The organism is Rhizobium skierniewicense Ch11 (assembly GCF_023757665.1).
GTDB classification, from domain to species: domain Bacteria; phylum Pseudomonadota; class Alphaproteobacteria; order Rhizobiales; family Rhizobiaceae; genus Agrobacterium; species Agrobacterium skierniewicense.
In genome coordinates this window covers 51,462-69,420 of record NZ_RXPG01000012.1, presented here as the reverse complement: position 1 = coordinate 69,420, position 17,959 = coordinate 51,462, and the positions used below count along the sequence as shown (strand labels likewise).

At 56.4% G+C, this 17,959-nt stretch carries 16 protein-coding genes; 4 read left to right on the top strand and 12 right to left on the bottom strand.

Going from position 1 to position 17,959, the window contains the following annotated elements; all coding sequences use genetic code 11:
* The first annotated feature begins 171 nt into the window (after positions 1-171).
* On the top strand, positions 172-2,118 hold the full coding sequence (locus tag EKM04_RS11610; protein WP_183897558.1) for an ABC transporter ATP-binding protein/permease: 1,947 nt from the start codon (positions 172-174) through the stop codon (positions 2,116-2,118).
* 136 nt (positions 2,119-2,254) lie between these two features.
* Here the strand turns inward: EKM04_RS11610 and EKM04_RS11605 are convergent, their stop codons facing one another.
* From EKM04_RS11605 to mdcA, 7 genes are read right to left on the bottom strand one after another with little or no spacing between them, the layout of a single operon-like run.
* The gene (locus EKM04_RS11605; RefSeq protein ID WP_183897559.1) at positions 2,255-3,175 is read right to left on the bottom strand and encodes an ACP S-malonyltransferase; all 921 of its coding nucleotides are present in this window, start codon (positions 3,173-3,175) and stop codon (positions 2,255-2,257) included.
* Entirely contained in the window at positions 3,172-4,038 is an 867-nt protein-coding gene (mdcB, locus tag EKM04_RS11600) for a triphosphoribosyl-dephospho-CoA synthase MdcB (RefSeq protein WP_183897560.1), read from the bottom strand. Before mdcB ends, EKM04_RS11605 begins: the two co-directional genes overlap by 4 nt.
* Complete coding sequence (gene mdcG / locus EKM04_RS11595; protein ID WP_183897561.1) at positions 4,035-4,682, bottom strand: malonate decarboxylase holo-[acyl-carrier-protein] synthase; 648 nt, start codon at positions 4,680-4,682, stop codon at positions 4,035-4,037. Before mdcG ends, mdcB begins: the two co-directional genes overlap by 4 nt.
* Positions 4,669-5,382: a biotin-independent malonate decarboxylase subunit gamma gene (locus EKM04_RS11590; protein WP_183897562.1), complete on the bottom strand. Its 714-nt coding sequence runs from the start codon at positions 5,380-5,382 to the stop codon at positions 4,669-4,671. The genes mdcG and EKM04_RS11590 overlap by 14 nt, the downstream gene beginning before the upstream one ends.
* A complete protein-coding gene (locus EKM04_RS11585) occupies positions 5,379-6,260 on the bottom strand; it encodes a biotin-independent malonate decarboxylase subunit beta (protein ID WP_183897563.1) in 882 nt (293 codons plus the stop codon). Before EKM04_RS11585 ends, EKM04_RS11590 begins: the two co-directional genes overlap by 4 nt.
* Positions 6,257-6,586 (bottom strand): malonate decarboxylase acyl carrier protein, encoded by a 330-nt coding sequence (gene mdcC / locus EKM04_RS11580; RefSeq protein ID WP_183897564.1) that lies wholly within the window; start codon positions 6,584-6,586, stop codon positions 6,257-6,259. The genes EKM04_RS11585 and mdcC overlap by 4 nt, the downstream gene beginning before the upstream one ends.
* Positions 6,587-6,595: 9 nt before the next feature.
* Complete coding sequence (mdcA, locus tag EKM04_RS11575; RefSeq protein ID WP_183897565.1) at positions 6,596-8,227, bottom strand: malonate decarboxylase subunit alpha; 1,632 nt, start codon at positions 8,225-8,227, stop codon at positions 6,596-6,598.
* A gap of 191 nt (positions 8,228-8,418) precedes the next feature.
* Here mdcA and EKM04_RS11570 point away from each other — a divergent pair, with 191 nt between their 5' ends.
* Positions 8,419-9,753 (top strand): SLC13 family permease, encoded by a 1,335-nt coding sequence (locus tag EKM04_RS11570; RefSeq protein ID WP_183897566.1) that lies wholly within the window; start codon positions 8,419-8,421, stop codon positions 9,751-9,753.
* A gap of 291 nt (positions 9,754-10,044) precedes the next feature.
* Complete coding sequence (locus EKM04_RS11565; protein WP_183897567.1) at positions 10,045-10,710, top strand: GntR family transcriptional regulator; 666 nt, start codon at positions 10,045-10,047, stop codon at positions 10,708-10,710.
* A 31-nt stretch (positions 10,711-10,741) separates the two neighbouring features.
* Here the strand turns inward: EKM04_RS11565 and EKM04_RS11560 are convergent, their stop codons facing one another.
* The 5 genes from EKM04_RS11560 to repA all read right to left on the bottom strand — a co-directional run bounded on the left by EKM04_RS11560 (position 10,742) and on the right by repA (position 16,250).
* Positions 10,742-11,731: a Bug family tripartite tricarboxylate transporter substrate binding protein gene (locus EKM04_RS11560; RefSeq protein ID WP_183897568.1), complete on the bottom strand. Its 990-nt coding sequence runs from the start codon at positions 11,729-11,731 to the stop codon at positions 10,742-10,744.
* Between the two features lie 112 nt (positions 11,732-11,843).
* On the bottom strand, positions 11,844-12,461 hold the full coding sequence (locus EKM04_RS11555) for a biliverdin-producing heme oxygenase (RefSeq protein WP_183897569.1): 618 nt from the start codon (positions 12,459-12,461) through the stop codon (positions 11,844-11,846).
* 97 nt (positions 12,462-12,558) lie between these two features.
* Complete coding sequence (gene repC / locus EKM04_RS11550) at positions 12,559-13,827, bottom strand: plasmid replication protein RepC (protein ID WP_183897570.1); 1,269 nt, start codon at positions 13,825-13,827, stop codon at positions 12,559-12,561.
* 192 nt (positions 13,828-14,019) lie between these two features.
* Positions 14,020-15,036 (bottom strand): plasmid partitioning protein RepB, encoded by a 1,017-nt coding sequence (gene repB / locus EKM04_RS11545; protein ID WP_183897571.1) that lies wholly within the window; start codon positions 15,034-15,036, stop codon positions 14,020-14,022.
* A complete protein-coding gene (gene repA / locus EKM04_RS11540; RefSeq protein ID WP_183897572.1) occupies positions 15,033-16,250 on the bottom strand; it encodes a plasmid partitioning protein RepA in 1,218 nt (405 codons plus the stop codon). Before repA ends, repB begins: the two co-directional genes overlap by 4 nt.
* Positions 16,251-16,562: 312 nt before the next feature.
* On the opposite strand from repA, the gene EKM04_RS11535 reads away from it, so the two are divergent.
* Entirely contained in the window at positions 16,563-17,930 is a 1,368-nt protein-coding gene (locus EKM04_RS11535) for an FAD/NAD(P)-binding protein (protein ID WP_183897573.1), read from the top strand.
* Positions 17,931-17,959 lie beyond the last annotated feature (29 nt).

Below are 17,959 nucleotides of genomic sequence, written 5' to 3'. Positions count from 1 at the left end.
GGTGCCTTTACGCTTGCTGCGGCGTTTGCTCCTGAGCGAATTTTTTCGGTGTTGGACGCACGCTAACTGTCGCCACCGACCTTTCTTCGGTCCACGACACCGTTCCAGCGAATATTTCACGTACCTTCACGAAGTCGTGAAACCTTTCTGCGCGTTGATCGTTCAGCGCCCATGAAAAACAATGAAGTAGAACTGAAACCGGTCCATGGTGCCGACGAAACTGGTACCGAGGCCGCCTCCCCGCCAATAGATCATGACAATGGTGACGAACTTCCTCCAGAGGAAGCGGAACCCGCGGGCTTGACGCCAGCAGAGGCTGAGGAGGCCCGTCGAAAGTACCTTCTGAAACGGTTCTGGATCAGTGCCCGCGGTTTCTGGAGCCGGCGTGGCGATAAGCTGTCATGGCTTTTTACGCTGGGACTGCTGGCTATGATCGGGATCAATGTCGGCTTCCAATACGGGATCAACATCTGGAACCGAGGCATATTCGATGCGATCGAAAAACGCGATGCGTCGACTGTTTATTCCCTCGCCTCCATATTCCCGTTTCTTGTTCTCGGAAGTGTTTTTATCGTCACCTCGCAGGTCTATGTCAGAATGCGCATTCAGCGGCGCTGGCGCTCCTGGCTGACCAATGTGCTGGTTGGCAGATGGATTGCAAACGGCCGCTACTACCAGCTCAATTTGATTGATGGCGATCACCAAAATCCCGAGGCAAGGCTCTCGGACGATATGCGCATCGCCACCGAGGCGCCGGTCGATTTCGTGTCCGGTGTCATCGCCGCATTCCTGTCCGCCTCAACCTTCATCGTCGTCCTGTGGACGATTGGTGGGGCGCTAACGCTCTCTATCGGCGGTGTCTGGGTGACCATTCCCGGCTTCCTGGTCATAGCGGCGGTCATTTACGCGGCAATTACGTCCACCTCCATCGCCTTTATTGCCCGAAACTTCGTCAAGGTTTCCGAAGTCAAGAACCAGGTTGAAGCGGAATTCCGCTACACGCTGACACGCGTCAGGGAAAATGGCGAGAGCATTGCCCTGCTTGGCGGCGAAGAGGAGGAGCGCAGCGATCTCGAAAAAAGGTTTGGCAATGTCCGGCGGCAGTGGCGCCTCATGGCGCAGCAATATATGCGCACCACGGTCGTCTCCAACGGTTCAATGCTGATCGCCCCAGTCGTGCCGCTTTTGCTGTGTGCACCGAAGTTTCTCGATGGCAGCATGTCGCTCGGCGAAGTCATGCAGGCAGCGTCCGCATTCACTATCGTCCAGTCCGCGTTTGGCTGGCTGGTCGACAACTATCCGCGCCTGGCCGATTGGAACGCCTGCGCAAGACGCGTTGCTTCCCTGATGATGTCACTTGATGGCCTTGAACGGGCTGAAAAAAGCGACACGTTCGGCCGCATCGTGCGCGGCGAGACCGAAGGTGAGACCATGCTCAGCCTCAAGGACGTGTCCGTGTCGCTGGGAGATGGAACCGCCGTGGTAAAAGAGACGGATGTCGAAATCGGCGCGGGAGAGAGAGTTTTGGTGTCAGGGGAATCCGGCTCTGGCAAAAGCACGTTGGTTCGAGCCATTTCCGGCCTCTGGCCCTGGGGCGGCGGCAGCGTGAATTTCCGGGCAGGCAGCCAATTGTTCATGCTGCCGCAACGACCATACATTCCATCCGGGACGCTTCGCCGCGCGGTGTCTTATCCGCAACCGGCGGACAGCTGGACGGCGGAAGAGATCGGCGCCGCTCTGGACAAGGTCGGCCTCGCCCAACTCAAGGACAAGATCGAGGACGATGCACCTTGGGACCAGACATTGTCAGGCGGTGAAAAGCAGCGGCTTACCTTTGCACGTCTGCTGCTCAACGCCCCCGATATCATCGTGATGGACGAGGCGACCGCAGCGCTGGACGAAAAAAGTCAAGACAAGATGATGCAGACTGTTATCGATGAGCTACCCGACGCCACAATTATTAGCGTGGCCCATCGTGCCGAGCTGGAAGCCTTTCACAGCCGCAAGATTACACTGGAGCGCCGGGACGGTGGCGCAAAGCTGGTGAGTGATATCGAGCTTATACCAAGAAAATCGAGGAAAAGATCGATGCTTCGGCGGATGGTGAAGCGGAGGTAATTTCGCACGCCGGTAACCTGCGAATCCGGCAAGGGAATGTTTGTCCAGATCAGCTCGATTGCGATCGCAGGTCCCACAAGATAGAGGCGCCGATCTGATCATGGTCTGGCTCGGGAGCACCGAACCTCCTGAAAGCTCACAGCGAGAGCGCTTCCTTGCGCGAAACCCAGGCGGCAGCGGCATCCACCGATTTGAACTCGATCATTGATCGTGATGACACCGAGAGCAGGCGGTCTTTCGCCATCGAGGAGAGATCGCCGCCAGGAAGGAGTTCCAGCAATGTCGTGCATCCGGCCTCCTTCAAACTTTCCATGCACCCCTGCCAGTCGATACGCGTTTCCAACTGCGCCGAAAGCCGCTGCACCGCCATGTCGCGAGAGCGAACTGATGTGCCATCGATACCTGCCAGAACCGCTGCGGTCGGGCTCTTGAACTCTGTGTTCCCCAAAGCCTTTGCAAAAGCCGCGACAGCGGGATGCATCAGTGGCGTATGCGACGCGATCTTTACGGGAAGAGGCGTGACATGGGCACCACGCCGTTCAGCGTCCGCCGTTGTGGATCCCATGTTTCGAAGAGGACCCGCTAACACGAAGCGGTCGTCGCCATTGCGTATGGCGATGTAGACTGCGTTGCTTTCGCAGATTGGTGCCAGCGTCGTTTCGCGCAAGCCACGGATGGCAATCATCCCGCTCGGTTCGGCACAGACGGCATCCATCAGCCTGGCCCTGAGGCTCGCCAGTCGAATGGTGTCTGCCGCGCTGATCGAACCGGCGCAGCCATAGGCCGCGAGTTCACCAATGCTGTAGCCGGCGAAATAAGAGGGCTCTGGTATGGAGGGTTTAATCGCATTGAAGGCAGCGAGCTCCACGGCGCAGATCAACGGCTGCGCGATGGCGTTGTCATGCAGCCTGCCCTCGCTCAGGACGGCATCGACCGTTGACCCCATGATCTGATAAAAGGCATCAAACACGACGGCCGCTTCGGGTGCGGCTCGCAAGCGGTCGATCACATCGGGTGCCTGGGCGCTCTGACCGGGGCAGAGGATGCCGAGCGTCACGACATAGCCTCCAGATCATGCAGGAAAAGAGTGCAGGAGAGGAGATCGGCCGCTCCGCCGGGTGAAATCCGGCGCGTGCAGAAAATACGGTGCAGGTCGGTTGCTCTCGCCAGATGGTCCGGCGCGAACACGCCGCCGATCGAAAGAAAAGCCCGCGCCTGCCCCTGCGCATAATCCAGGCCGTCACGACCGGCTCTGTGCAATATGTTGGTGTCATTCAGCACAGCCATGATCGCGAAGAACGTTTGAAGCGCCGCACAGTTGCGGGTGGCTCCTTTGATCAACGCGTCCTGGAAGGCGGGCAGCGCGACGTCACGAAGAACCGCGTAGCCTGAGGCAGCCTGCTGGCGCGCACCACCACCGCCATGCCGGGCAAGCGCGCGAGACCCATGGGAATCGACAGGCTCATCCATTAAAATGTCTCTGCCCCACAGGTTGGCTACGTTCATGCAGACAGCATTGGCATCAAGCAGCAGCCTGTTTGAAACGTGATAGCCAGCAGCCGCAGACAGCAGGCCAAGATTGAAGATCGCTCCGCGATGCGTATTGACCCCGCTTGTCGCCACCATCATTCGATGCTCGGCACCGCGTCCAAGTCTCCGAAGCTCTGAGAATTCGCTCGATGCACCGCCAGCCGACGCTATCTGCGGGAAATAGCATCTCAGAGAAAACAGGCTGCGCATGAAGGTTGCCATGGTCATGTCGTCATGGGCACCATTGTCGATGGGACTGACCAGGCCGGGCTTGGGATAAAGCGCGAGTTCCGTGTAAAGCGCACGAACGGCCAACCTGCCGATGGTGCGGCTGATATCGCGCGGACCGAAGCTTTGTTGGTCTGCAAGAGGCTGTGATATCGTGTTCATGTGGCCCTCTCTGCGACACTCTCCAGAGCGGCGAGTGGCACGAGTTGCGGGCCGCCGTGCTGCTTGACCAGAATATGCTCCGGTTGCCCGGCATATTCGCGCAGATTGACGCCCGCGCCGCTCGTCAGCACCAACTCGCCGTCAAGTCGCGGCATGCTTTCAATAGCCAGAAGTGCTTGAATGACAACACGTGCATCCACCTGAACAGGCGTCGAAACCAGAATATCCAGGTCCGAGGTCGGTCGCAAATGGTCTTCACCCGACAGATGCGACCATGCCAGAGATCCGAAGACGGACAGGTCCAGCTCATGCTGTTCCACCACCTTCAAGATCGCGTCGATCGTTGGCTTCCAGGACGGTGGCGCACTGGCAGCGGCATCATTGAGCCGAACCGCAGGCAAAATGTCATCGATGGCATTCGTCTGCACGCGAAGTCCGAAACGTTGCTTTTGGGGTGTGGACAAGCCAAGGCGCACCGTTTTTACCTCATCGCCAGCCGCAGAGGAGGCCACGACCAGCGGGCGGCCCGCATCAATCCAGTCGAAGAGCCTATCACCACCCGCCATGCCGCAGGCAGAGATATCCGCACCGTCGCGCCATGAACGCTTTAACGTGACGAAGCGATGCCTGTCAGGCCGCGTCATGCCGCACCCGTTGAGACACGGCGCGGGCAAGTGTGCGCCCTTTGCGCTGTTCGCCATAGTCGCGGCGGGCATCGCTGTTGGGGTCCTGCTTTTCTTCCAGCGCATTCACAAGGGCTGCCGCGAGATCGCCATCCCAGATCGCGCGCACCGCGCCCATGGCGACATAATTGGCAACGCCGGGTGCAAAGACCGCGCTGTCTTTCGACAGTTCCTCCAACCGCTCGACAGGAATTTTCGTGACACGCGACATGGCGGGAAGGTTCATGACGCGGACCTCTGCTTCCGGAAGGGCGTAACACACATCCGCCAGAAGGCTGGAGGACAGGAAACCGGCGCTGACCGCTTCACCATAGACGAGCCCGATGATGCGGTGTCCACGCCTGCGCGCCACATCGATGGTTTTGGCCAGATGGGCGATATAGCCATTGAGGCCGAGCAACTCATCACGTCGGGCCATCTTCTGCCCGGCGGTATCCACCAAAAGCAGGATCGGGCTTCCCGGACGTTCCTTCATCACGCGGATGACGTCCGCTGCCATGCGCATGGCAAGATCGATACCGATGTGCGCCTTTTCACGCGTGCCGATAACCGATACGAGGTCGTAACCGGCCTTTGCCACGCCGGCGAAAAAGAGGCCTTCGGAGGCAATATCGTGTCCCTGCGGAAACAGCCTGTCGAACAGTGCTTCGGGCGTGATCATGCGCTTCTCCTCCCATCGACGGCTTGGTGAAATTCCTCTGTCGTCATCAACGGAATTCGCTCTGAATCGGCAATCTGAAGTGCCGACCAGATGTCGTTCGCATCTTGCACCTTGCCAAAACGCCTCAGGCGCGCGGCAAGAGCTTCATGCTCCGCCTCGATGGCGTCGAGATCGAGGGTTTTCTCCTGGACAAGAAGCGCAATCGCCGCGTTGCGAAATGCATTCATGTCATCTGGCACCAGCTCTGCGGTTTCACCCAGGATATAGCGATGCTTGCCACCCACCGTGCGCCAGACCAGAGCCTTGTCGGATGCATCGAACTCCTCGACACCCATTGTCGTCTCAATCACTTCAGGCCCGGAAAGACCAAGTCGGCCTTCTTCCGACATGATGATGGACGAGCAAAGCCGGGAGGCAATGCCCATGCCGCCAAAGACGCCGTAGCGCCCGCCATCCAGCACGATCACCGGAATGCCTGCCGCGCGCAGATTGAGGATTGCGCGCATGATTTCGGAAACAGCGATCAGTCCTGCATTGGCCTCATGCAGGCGCACGCCGCCGGACTCCAGCAACAGCAGCACGGCGTTTGGTTTTTCATCCAGTCCGCGCTCCAAGAGGCCGGTGATCTTGGCGCCATGAACCTCACCCACAGCACCACCCATGAAGGCACCTTCCTGGGCGGCGAGCAGTACCGCCTTGCCGTCCAACGTGGCCTTGCCCACGGCCACACCATCATCAAAAGCGGCAGGAGAACCCAAGACACGCAGATGGGGACTGGTCACCCGGTCCTCTGGCGGAAGAAATTCGAAAAAACTGCCCGGGTCGATCAAACCTTCGATCCGGTCACGCGCGGTTGCCTCATACCAGCTCTTGCTCATGAGATCGCCTCGCTGCTTCTGCCTAAGTATGCGTGAAGCGCCTGATCCAGCCGCAGCGCGACAACGGCAGGTGTCGCGCCAGCGTCGTTGATGGACACCTTCACGTCACCGATCTTCCACCGATCGAACACATCCGACAGCACCGCCTGCCAGATTGTGCCGAAACCGACCGCTGCCGTCTCGACTTCTACCCGGCATTTGCCGCAGAGGTCGCAGGCCTCAACGAGAACCTCCAGATTTCCGGAGCCGAGAACGCCTGACAGGATGGGCTTGTTGCGTGCCGCCAGAACGGTGCCGCCCTCGAATTCATATTCCAGTTTTTCCATTTTAGAACCTCACCAGTTCCTGAAACGCGCAGGCGGGCGATAAAGACCACCTGACGCATGCACGAGATCTTTCATCGATTTGGCGGCCAGCAGGTCGCGACTTGCCAGTGAAACATCGACACCGAGATCGGCTGGCCGCTTTATGATCCCGCGGTCACGCAGATTTTCCACCATCCGCTTGTCACGACCAAGACCGACCGTCGTATAGCCGGCTACGCCGCGAATGGCCTGCTCGCGCTCTTCCGGCGTGCGGCACAAAAGCAGATTTGCAATTCCTTCTTCGGTCAAAACATGCGTGACATCGTCGCCGTAGATCATCACTGGCGGCAGATCGAGACCCGCGGATTCGGCCAATTGCCATGCATCCAGCTTTTCGACGAAGGCAGGCGCCATATGCTCGCGAAACGTTTCCACCATCTGCACAACGAGCTTGCGACCACGCGGTATGCCGCCTGTGGATGCCTCTTTGCCTGCCTTCAGCCAGGCTCTGGAGCCATGCCTGCGGCCCCGCGCATCCGAGCCCATATTGGGTGCACCACCAAAACCGGCGATACGGCCAAGCGTGGCGGTGGAGCTGTTGCCCTCCAGATCGATCTGAAGTGTCGATCCGATGAACATGTCGCAGGCATAAAGGCCCGCGGTCTGGCTCATTGCCCGGTTTGAGCGCATCGAACCATCGCGTCCGGTGAAGAACACATCGGACCGGGCACGAATATAGTCTTCCATCCCCAGTTCCGAACCAAAGGAATGCACGCTTTCGACAAAACCCGCCTCGATGGCCGGGATCAACGCCGGGTGGGGGTTAAGCGCCCAATGGGTGGCAATCTTGCCCTTCAGCCCCAAACTTTCGGCATAGGTCGGCAGGATGAGCTCGATGGCCGCAGTATCGAAGCCGATGCCATGGTTCAACCGTGTCACGCCATATTCGGCATAGATACCCTTGATGGCCATCATCGCCATCAGCACCTGAATTTCGGAAATCTGCGCCGGATCGCGGGTGAAGAGCGGCTCGATATAATGCGGCTTCGGACTTTGAACGACGAAATCCACCCAGTCGGTCGGAATATCGACGCGCGGCAAGACGTCCACGATCTCGTTGACCTGAGCGATAACGATCCCCTGCCGAAACGCCGTTGCCTCTACGATGACAGGCGTGTCTTCGGTATTGCCGCCCGTATAGAGATTGCCTGCACGGTCGGCCATTTGCGCGCATATCAGGCTCACACGCGGCGTCAGATCGGTGAAGTAGCGGCCGAAGAGTTCAAGATATGTATGGATCGCGCCAATGCGCAACTGACCGGCGCTCAACAAACGGGCGAGACGTGCCGCCTGCGGCCCTGAAAAGGAAAAGTCCAGCTTGGACGCTACGCCCTTTTCGAACACATCGAGATGGTCCGGCAGCGCCAGTACGGATTGCACGATATGCAGGTCATGAACCACCTGCGGGTTCACGTTCGCCAGAGCCTTCGCCAGAAAATTAGCTTGTTTCTGATTATTTCCTTCAATGCAGAGCCGGTCACCCGGCTCGATCACCGCTTCCAACAGCGCGGTAATGGCATCTGCTTTGACCACCTTGCCGCTGACAAGCTGTGCGGCTCGCTCCAGTCGGGTTGCGCGGTTCGTCGCGAGTCTATTCCACATGAATGCGCCTCCACTGCATTTACGTGTATATGTATTCTCAAGACAAAATTATATCAACTTATAAACTCATTATTGCGTATTTTGATTTTTTGCGCATACATAAGCGCATGGGTTGTGCGGGAAACCGCACAGGATGGAAAACGGCAGGAGGGTGCCGCTTCCACTGACACCTGGCTTTGGGAGGAGCTGTCATGTCATCAGAAGTCATTACAATACTTGGGCTCGCCGTCATGTTCATCGTGGCGACCGCGTTGCCAATCAATATGGGAGCGCTGGGTTTCGCGCTCTCGTTCATCATCGGCACGCTCGTCGTCGGTATGAGCGTCAAGCAGATTTTCGAAGGTTTTCCGGGCGATCTTTTCGTCACGCTTGTCGGTATCACCTATCTCTTCGCCATCGCGCAGAACAATGGCACGGTGGACTGGCTGGTGCAGGCCTGCGTTCGTGCCGTACGGGGTCGTATATCGGCCATTCCGTGGGTGATGTTTTTCGTTTCGGCACTTTTGACGGCGATCGGCGCTGTCAGCCCGGCCGCCGTTGCCATCATCGCGCCGATTGCCCTGCGTTTCTCGGCCAAATACGGTATCAATCCGCTGCTCATGGGCATCATGGTCATCCATGGCGCACAAGGCGGGGGTTTCTCGCCGATCAGCATTTACGGTGGCATCACCAACCAGGTTGTGGCGCGTGCAGGTCTTCCGGGGGATGAGACCGTTCTCTTCCTCGCAAGTCTCGGCTTCAACCTGTTGATTGCCGTTTGTGCTTTCTTCGTTCTCGGTCGAAAATCGAAGGCGGCGGCGGGTAGCCTTGGCAGTGGCAATGTCTTCATGCCCGGCGTGTCGGTGGATGTGCGCGGCAGCGGTGGACACATGGCGGTTGATCCACGTCAGCGTGAAACTGAACTGACCGAAGTCACGACCACGGGCAAGCTGGACCTCGAGCAGGCGTTGACGCTGGCGGGCCTTGCCGCGCTAGCCACGCTTTCCCTGGTCTTCAGCCTCAATGTCGGTCTGGTCGCCATGTGCGTGGCCGTGGTTTTGGCTCTGGTCTGCCCGCGCGGTCAAAAAGGTGCTGTGGACAAGATCGCGTGGTCCACCGTGCTGCTGATCGCAGGCGTCATCACGTATATCGGCGTGCTCGAAAAGTCCGGCGCCATCGCCTTTGTCGGCAACGGCGTGTCCAGCCTTGCCATGCCGCTACTTGCCGCATTGCTGCTGTGTTACATTGGTGGCATCGTCTCGGCATTCGCCTCGTCTGTCGGTGTCATGGGGGCGATGATCCCGCTTGCGGTCCCCATGCTGATGCAGGGTGACCTCAGCACGCCGGGCATGATTGCGGCACTTGCGATTTCCGCGACCATCGTTGATGTCTCACCTTTTTCGACAAATGGTGCGCTTGTCGTCGCAAATGCCCAGAACATCGATCAGACGGCCTTCTTCCGCATTCTGCTGTTTTACAGCACGCTGGTCGTGGCGCTGGGTCCGCTGCTTGCATGGCTCGTCTTCGTGGCGCCAGGCTGGATCTGATAAGGCCCCTTCCCCATCCCCAGTCCATTGTTGTTTTGAAGCTTGAGGTCACAGTGTCCCAGGAAATCGACCCGGTTTTAAAAGCCGCCAAGACGACGACGCTGATCGACAAGGCCCGTTACTTGAAATGGTAAGACGAGGGCGTCGATGCCCTCATCGAAAACAGGTAAAATCAGGTGGCGGCCGCGTAAGGGAAAGGATTTATAAAAACTGTTGTCGTTCCAGGAAGAATGTTAGGGACCTCGGTTAAAGCCGTCATGCACGAACATTCGACAAGGGAGAAAAAGGCTGATGACAACCGCCAGCTCGATCAGTGAACATATTCGCGTTGTGCTGTCGGACGAGATTTCGACCGGCGTCATCAAACCCGGTTCCGTCCTCGAGGAAGGATTGCTAGGAGCGCGTTTTTCCGCGTCACGCACGCCCGTCAGAGAAGCTCTACGACAATTGGAGGCAAGCGGCCTCGTGGAAATACGCCCTCGCAAGGGTGCTTTCGTTCTGCCCCTGACCTTGCCACGCCTCATGCAGATGTTTGAGGTCACCGCCGAAATGGAGGCCATGTGCGTTGGTCTTGCAACGCATCGCATGACGGGTGTTGAGCGTGCCAAGCTTTTTCAGATCCACCAGAAAGCCTCAGAAGCGGCAAAAAACGCAGATTTCGATCAATATGACGAGCTCAATCTCACCTTCCACGAATTGCTCTATCGTAGCGCTCACAACGATTTTCTGTTTGAAGAACTGATGCGTCTGCGCGCCCGACTGTTGCCATTTCGCCGGACGCAACTCCGCTACCCCGAACGTCTAAGTTCATCGAATCAGGAGCATGAAAGTATCATCAAAGCGATCATGCGAGGTGACGCCACGCAGGCCGGCTTGACGATGCGCGAACATATGTTGAATGCGAGTGTCGCCCTTGCTCGCTTCATGCAGACATCTGACGAAAACGAGCAAGAGTAGATGGATAAACGGATCGAGGCGACAGAACGCCTCAATCCATCTGCACATTCGCATTTTTAACGACAGGTTCCCATTTGGCGATTTCCGTCGCAACATGGGTTTTCAACTCGTCCGGTGTAGAGCCGACAATCTTGGCGCTGAAATCTGCCATCCTTGCAGCAACGGCAGGGTCTGCCAGAGCTTTTTTCGCAGCGGCATTCAGCCTGTCTACGGCTTCCTTTGGTGTGCCTTTGGGTCCAAACAACGCATTCCAGGTATAGGTTTCATAACCCGGTACCGTCTCGGCAATTGTCGGAACATCGGGAAAGGATGATGCCCGTTCAGCGGTCGTTACGCCCAGCGCCCGCAATGTGCCGGATTTGATATGACCGGAAGAAGACGGCAGGTTGTCGAACATGATCGAAACCTGGTTTCCGAGCAGATCATTCAAGGCCGGGCCAGAACCCTTATAGGGAACATGCTGCATGCTTACGCCCGTCATGCTTTTGAACAGTTCCCCGGATAGATGGAGCGGCGTGCCGTTGCCCGACGAAGCGTAAGCGTATTTATCGGGCTGCGCCTTCAAGAGCGCTATCAGTTCCGCGACGTTCTTTACCGGCAGTTGCGGATTGACCACGAGGACATTGGGAACCACTACAAGTAGTGAAATAGGGGCGAAATCCTTTTCAGGATCATAGGGTTTGGTCTTGAGAATGAGAGGGTTGAGCGCATGTGTTGCCACCGTACCCATGAGAATTGTGTAGCCATCCGGTTCAGCGCGTGCCACCCGGTCCGCGCCGAGATTACCACCGGCACCGGCAATGTTCTCGACGATGACCTGTTGGCCCAAATCCTCGCTCATCTTCTGAGCAATGACACGCGCGACCACATCAGTGGAACCGCCTGCCGCAAAGGGAACAACAAGCGTGATGGCTCTTGCAGGATAGGTTTGGGCCTGTGCTGCGCCGCCTAAGACGAAAGCCGATACGACAGATGCAGCCAGTGCGATCGCGGCACGCCGCTTGAAAAGTTGATGTCTCATTGAACCTCCTGTGTTGTGGCCTCCTCGCCACGCGGTTCACTGTAGCTTAATCTTGGGCAAGGGCAACAAAGGTCGCATCCTCGTTTCGGAGGGTTCAGTGCGGCTGTGCGTTTCAAGCCATCATCTGCACGGCGTGCTTGTGGACGGCATGGAACGCCGCTTCAGCGCCTGCGATAACACGGTATTCTTCATCCTCACTCAAAGCGATCGCATCGAGCGCTGCGACGAAGGTGCGCCAGTGAAGCCCTCGTCCTTCCGGAGCACCTGCAAGATGGCGGGCACCAAAGGTCTCATCCAGGCCAAGCTTTGCTGCATCCTTCAGCAGAAATGCCGCACCCAGGTTGGATCCTTCTACCACGTAGAGCCAGCCCATGGCCTGAGCGAGGTCAAAGGTGGCGTCCTCTTGATGAAAGCGGGCTTCGCTGGACATGGGTACCGATGTTTCCAAGTCTGCGAGGTCTTGTTCGATCAGTCCCAGCCGTCTGCGCCCTTTCAGATCGGGTAGCAGATCATGGAGCCTTTCGTTTTGGTAGAAAGCATCCACGTCGTGGTGAAACAGATATTGGCTTTGAACGAACTTTGCGAAATTGCTCAGGTTTTCGAAAGGTTTGGCGGCGGTGATAAACGTGTCTAAGGCGTCGTGCGCGTCGCTTGTCGCGGCCTTCAGGCGTTTTGTACGGCTGGTTTCCGTCGCCGGTGTCGCAATGCTCGGTTCGATGTCTGCTGCCATGTACCAGTCCCTTTTAATATCCCAGAACGGCAGATAAAAATCTTTCCTTTCTGAGTCAAACCCATTTCCTCTTGATTGCCTCAGGATCTCGAAGTCTTCATTGCTCGCTCTGAGCGCTTCGTTGGTTTGTCAGCCGTCTCCGCAGCAGTGCATTGAGCATGGGTTGGATCGAAAATTGGTGGTCGTTGGCTCTTTCGGTGAGGCTTCGCAGGTATCCACCGGCGGAGTGGATGACTTGAGCTTTTTCCAAGATACACGCTATGATTGCATTGACTTTGCGTGTTCCCATTGCTCTTTCGGCTTCATCATATGCAGATTGGCTGATAGATAGCATTGAACGTACGACATTGGCAGCCTGTTTCAGGTCACTCCAGTCTCTCACAGCGCCGTTTGGGCCGTAGAGCGATATATCGGGGCAGGCATGAAGCACTGTCTGGAGATCGAAATTCTCGGTTTTCGGTGAGTTGGCACGGCTGATCGCTGGCTTCCTTTTCAGATTATTCTCTGCTGCGACCCTAACCAGGCTTTCAACATCTCCCGCTTTTGGTTCGTTATCCACGTCTTGTTTTTCAAATAGGGATTCGGATTCTGAACTCTGTATATGCCGCTCATTTTGATAGGCATTGGCGCTCAAATTTTGATTTTCTATGTGTTTTTCCAATCTCTTAGCCATATCACCGCGCAGATTGGCCATGTCGTCCAGCACGAGGGCCAGATGGGGAGCTCTTGATTTGCGATCAAGCGAGGATGTGATCGTGAGATAGCGTCGTTCATAGAGGTCCCACTGCCCATCAATCCCTTCTGTCAGCGCGATCTCTCTGAACTTGATGATGTCGCGTCTGCAAAGGCTTATCTTTTCACGAAGTCGTTGCAATTGGAGACGATCTTCGATGACCTTTTCTGCCAGATCGTTGATTTCGTCTGCACGCGTAATAAGTGGTGCGAGGGAAAAGCCGTAGGCATCGCTGATCGCGCCGTTTCTGTCCTTGCGGGCATAGCGCTTTCCATTCGGGCTGTCTTTACGAAGGATAAGTCCAGCATCCACGAGTGCTGCCAGATGACGTCGCAATGTCTGCTCAGTCATTCCGTGAGCACGCAGAGAGAGCTGTTGATTTGATGGAAAGACCACCAAACCGTTTTCTTCCGACAATTCGGCTTTGGGGTAAAAGCTGATCAGAGCGTTAAGGACGGCCAGTGATCGGTCTGAGATTCCCAGCAGAGGTTTGGCTTCGCAAATCGCGCGAAACAGTTTCCATTTTTCCATTGATTTGGAATGGTCGATCTTTCTTGACGCAAACTGGTTCGCGAGCAGGCCAAGTGACACCCCTCGCCGTCCAAAAGACGTCGCTACAATATCGCTATTCATGTCTCTCACCTTCAAAAAGGCAAAAGAAAATCGCTCACCGAAAAAAATCGATGCCAAGACTCTTGACTATGATTCGCGGAAATGAGATTCTTTGGGTGCTTAGATCAAAGAAAGCTTCCGTGCGGCAACGTTCGGGGGCTTTTTTCTTTTGTGCTTAGTGCTCCTGTTGATTGTTGGAACGAAAAATAAAAATCACTGCTTCGAGCGATGCTCTTCAAACAGCGATTGGAGATGTTCCATGACGAAATCGGCAAACTCGGGCGCTTGGCGACGATCAATGGAAATATCGATTTTGTGGTCAGTCTCGATGATTTTTGCCAGCTTCTGGCCCGTCATCGATGAAAGGACACCTGTTCTCTTCGGTTCTGGCTTTGGCTTCAGAAACTCCAGAAGAGATTTGAACCGTTCCTCGGATGCCAAGTTCGAGACGCTCTCATCGGCAAGATAGGCCCGTGCCGCTTCGTTGACTTTGGACGAGGACAGTTGGTCTGCAAGATCCATCCAATTGCGCCTTCCGACGCCTGGGGCCGGACCGATGCTGTCAACGATGTCGTCGGGGATACGTCCGACCACCGACAGCATGTTGGACAAATCACCCTTGTGGAGCGACATGGCGGCCATGATCGTCTCTCGCGAGAAGCGCATCTGCAATTTTTGAGCAAACCTTGCTTTTTCGATATAGCTGAGGTCCCGGCGCTCGTTGTTTTCCTGCCCTTGGGCTACGACGAGCTGTTCATCTGAGAGATCTCGAACAACAGCACGAACAGGAATACCGATTGCTGCAACGGCGCGCAGACGACGATGACCGAAAGCCACCTGATAGCGACCGGGATGTTCGGGGTGAGGGCGCACAAGGATCGGAACCTGCTGGCCCTGTTCCCTGATGGCTTCCACAAGGCCTGCATCTGCTTCCAACGACGCGGGCATCCGATCGGGTATGAAGGATGGATCGACCTCTGAAGGGTCGAGCGCGACGATTGTCAGGCCTTCAGCCAGGCGCCGTTCAATTTCTTCCGCGCGTTTGGAGCGTTCAGACACTTCATTCAGAGATTGGCCGATCATGCCGACCGGTGAATTGATAACGTCTGTGACGAGATCAGGTGAACCGAGAATGGGACGAATACGCGGTCGCGAACGCTCTACTGGAGCTTCGGCAGTCGTATCTGCGGACTTCGTTGTCAGGTTGGCAAAGATTTCTTTTCTGCTCATACGGCCCTACCCCAGGCTTTCTTGATTAAGCCTTCAATTTCGGCATTTACGTTTGTCATGGATTCCAAGGCGCGGTCATAGGTGGACCGCGTGAACTGCGTACGCTCGACCTCAAACAATGTCTGATTTGTCAATCCTGCGTCGGAAACGGCCGTGGTCTTCAACATCGGATGGTTGAGAACATGCTCTCCGAAGATGGAGCGCAAAAAGGCGACCATCTGGTTCTGTGGGCCATCGCTGGGCTCGAAGCGCGTAACGAGGTAGCGCATCCAATGATAGTCAGAACGCGCGCCTGCTCGACCGATTTCCGCTAGCAGATCACCCGTCATGGCCAGAAACTGGTTCATCGACATCACGTCGAGCATTTGCGGATGAACGGTCACGAGCACCGATGTCGCAGCCGTCAGCGCCGAGAGGGTGAGGTAGCCGAGCTGTGGCGGGCAATCGATCACGACGACATCATAGAAGTTCTGCGCCTGAGCGATGGCCTGACCGATACGGGCAAAAAACAAGGTGTCACCTGGCGCGCGACGCATCAGCGCACGGGGCGTGTCGTGTTCAAATTCCATCAGTTCGAGATTACCCGGAATGATGTGAAGGTTCGGAATATAGGTGCCGCGAACGATCTCGGCGATCGGGCGCTGTTCCGCGTCATATCGGATTGCGCCGTAAAGCGTTTCATTGGGGCCGACATCAAGTTCCGGTTGATGGCCGAAGAGGGCGGAAAGACTGGCCTGCGGATCAAGGTCGATCGCAAGCACGCGGTAGCCTCGCAAAGCAAGATATTGTGCCAGATGGGCCGAGGTGGTGGTCTTGCCGGAGCCGCCCTTGAAGTTCATCACGGCAATAACCTGCAGGTCTTCGCCGTCGCGCCGATGCGGAAGGTAGCGACGCGTCCCGCGCGCACCCTGGTCAAGATATTTGCGAATCTCATGGATGTCTTCGACGGAATAGCTCCGACGTCCCCCGGCACCGTGCGATGCGCTGAGGTCAGGCTGCTCGGCGGCGATCTGCCGAAGATAGGCTTCGCCGATACCAATCAGCTTTGCGGTTTCGGACGGCGAGAAGGTTCTCATGCTTTTTTCAGCGAGCGGCGCAAAGGTGCTGGCATTATGTGCTTGGAGCTGTGCTGACAACGCAGCCGAATGCTGTAGAATAAGCGCCGTCAGATCAGGCGCTTTCTCAGCAGATTTCAAATCGGCGTTTTGGGTCATCTCTGGTCTTTTCCGCTTGTTGGATCAGTTGCGGTTTTTTTCGCTGAAATCGGTTTTTTCCGCAACTGAGATATAAGCGCCGATTCTCTTTGCGGTGCAATAGGCATTCGCTGTGGCTAAACATGAATCTTTTCAGTCGCCTAACCGGTAAAAATTGGCTTTTTCTTCACGTTGGCGCAGTTCATGAAGCGTGTTAGCCGCGGCAAACTTTCCGATATGAGGCGCCAAAAGCAGAGAAGCGGATATTTCAAATTTGCGTTTTGCATCCCGTTGAGCTTTCCTGCGCCGCAATGAGTCCTAATGAGGTGCCAAATGTTTTATGATGTAGCCGTTGTCGGTTCTGGTTTCTCGGCGATCAGTTTGGTCACCAATTTGCTTGAGCAGCTTCCGGCCACCACGTCTATTGCCATTGTGGGCGACGACTCCGCGTTTGGCCGTGGTACGGCCTATCGGACCGAATTGCATCTTCACCGATTGAACGTGCCAGCGGCCCGAATGAGTGTGTTTGCCGACAGACCCAACGATTTTCAGGAGTGGCTGGAAAAGCGTGGCGAGGTGGTGGATGGCATGAGTTTCGCTCCCCGCAATGATTACGGTTTGTATCTGCGTGACAGGCTCGCCTCCCTTCTGCAGAGCCAGCAGCAACGAGCCCGCGTTGATTTCGTGAAGGCAAAAGCGGTTTCGTGTGCTTCCTGTACGAAAGACGGTGTAGACTTTCGTTTGAACGACGGGCGCCAACTCCACGCGTCGAACGTGGCATTGTGCCTCGGTGTGGGCACAGCAAGTTTGCCGCGGCTAACTGCGGATTCCGACGTGGCGCTCTTACGACGCGTTGTTCGAAATCCCTGGAAGCTGGGCTGGTTATCGCGGGTCAAGAAAAATGACGCCGTCGTTATTCTCGGCTCCGGCCTGACGATGATTGATCAGGTCTTGTCCCTGCGCAACAAAGGGCATCGGGGACCCATCCATTTTTTATCGCGACGGGGGCTTGTTCCACACTGCCATAGCAAAACACCACTCAAACCAGTTGACCCAGACATCACGGGCGCGACCGAGATGAGCGAGATCCTCGCGCGTTTGCGCCAGCAGGTGAGGGGTGGCGCTGATTGGCGTAGCGTCATGGACGGGCTTAGGCCGAAAACACAATCTCTATGGCAGCAACTGGAAGCACCGCAGCGCGCCCGATTTCTCAGGCATGCCCTGGCTTGGTGGAACATCCACCGGCACCGGATTGCACCACAAGTTCATGACGTCTTTGATGAACTCGTGAAGAATGGAACGGTCCAAGTTCACGCTGGATTTGTTTCGAAGATTGCACGGACGGATGGCGATAACGTACTCACCTATCGAGGCCGCGGAGTGAGCGACGAGATCTCGTTGACGTTTGACTGGTTGGTCAACTGCACCGGAATGGAGCGCGCGGGTATCGGCCATTCACCGCTGCTTCAAGACATGCTGGGTCGACACATGATCGAGACTGACACGTTAGGGCTGGGTATCCGGGTGGATAGCCAGTCCCGTATCGTTTCCGGTGATGGTCTCGCGTCACCGGGAATGTTTGCCGTGGGCGCCTTGACAGCCGGGCAGTTTTGGGAAATTACTGCTGTGCCTGACATTCGCGTACAGACTCACAATGTTGCTGAAAGCATTGCTAAACGCATCGATATGACAAGTCTTTAACCCTCTCCTCTATAGCCGATTTGGTCATA

What these genes read in the sequence shown, in the direction of transcription:
- EKM04_RS11610 (WP_183897558.1), top strand. Translation starts at nt 172, where the DNA reads ATGAAAAACAATGAAGTAGAACTGAAACCGGTCCATGGTGCCGACGAA.
- mdcB (WP_183897560.1), bottom strand. Translation starts at nt 4,038, where the DNA reads ATGAACACGATATCACAGCCTCTTGCAGACCAACAAAGCTTCGGTCCG.
- mdcG (WP_183897561.1), bottom strand. Translation starts at nt 4,682, where the DNA reads ATGACGCGGCCTGACAGGCATCGCTTCGTCACGTTAAAGCGTTCATGG.
- EKM04_RS11590 (WP_183897562.1), bottom strand. Translation starts at nt 5,382, where the DNA reads ATGATCACGCCCGAAGCACTGTTCGACAGGCTGTTTCCGCAGGGACAC.
- EKM04_RS11585 (WP_183897563.1), bottom strand. Translation starts at nt 6,260, where the DNA reads ATGAGCAAGAGCTGGTATGAGGCAACCGCGCGTGACCGGATCGAAGGT.
- mdcC (WP_183897564.1), bottom strand. Translation starts at nt 6,586, where the DNA reads ATGGAAAAACTGGAATATGAATTCGAGGGCGGCACCGTTCTGGCGGCA.
- mdcA (WP_183897565.1), bottom strand. Translation starts at nt 8,227, where the DNA reads ATGTGGAATAGACTCGCGACGAACCGCGCAACCCGACTGGAGCGAGCC.
- EKM04_RS11570 (WP_183897566.1), top strand. Translation starts at nt 8,419, where the DNA reads ATGTCATCAGAAGTCATTACAATACTTGGGCTCGCCGTCATGTTCATC.
- EKM04_RS11565 (WP_183897567.1), top strand. Translation starts at nt 10,045, where the DNA reads ATGACAACCGCCAGCTCGATCAGTGAACATATTCGCGTTGTGCTGTCG.
- EKM04_RS11560 (WP_183897568.1), bottom strand. Translation starts at nt 11,731, where the DNA reads ATGAGACATCAACTTTTCAAGCGGCGTGCCGCGATCGCACTGGCTGCA.
- EKM04_RS11555 (WP_183897569.1), bottom strand. Translation starts at nt 12,461, where the DNA reads ATGGCAGCAGACATCGAACCGAGCATTGCGACACCGGCGACGGAAACC.
- repC (WP_183897570.1), bottom strand. Translation starts at nt 13,827, where the DNA reads ATGAATAGCGATATTGTAGCGACGTCTTTTGGACGGCGAGGGGTGTCA.
- repB (WP_183897571.1), bottom strand. Translation starts at nt 15,036, where the DNA reads ATGAGCAGAAAAGAAATCTTTGCCAACCTGACAACGAAGTCCGCAGAT.
- repA (WP_183897572.1), bottom strand. Translation starts at nt 16,250, where the DNA reads ATGACCCAAAACGCCGATTTGAAATCTGCTGAGAAAGCGCCTGATCTG.
- EKM04_RS11535 (WP_183897573.1), top strand. Translation starts at nt 16,563, where the DNA reads ATGTTTTATGATGTAGCCGTTGTCGGTTCTGGTTTCTCGGCGATCAGT.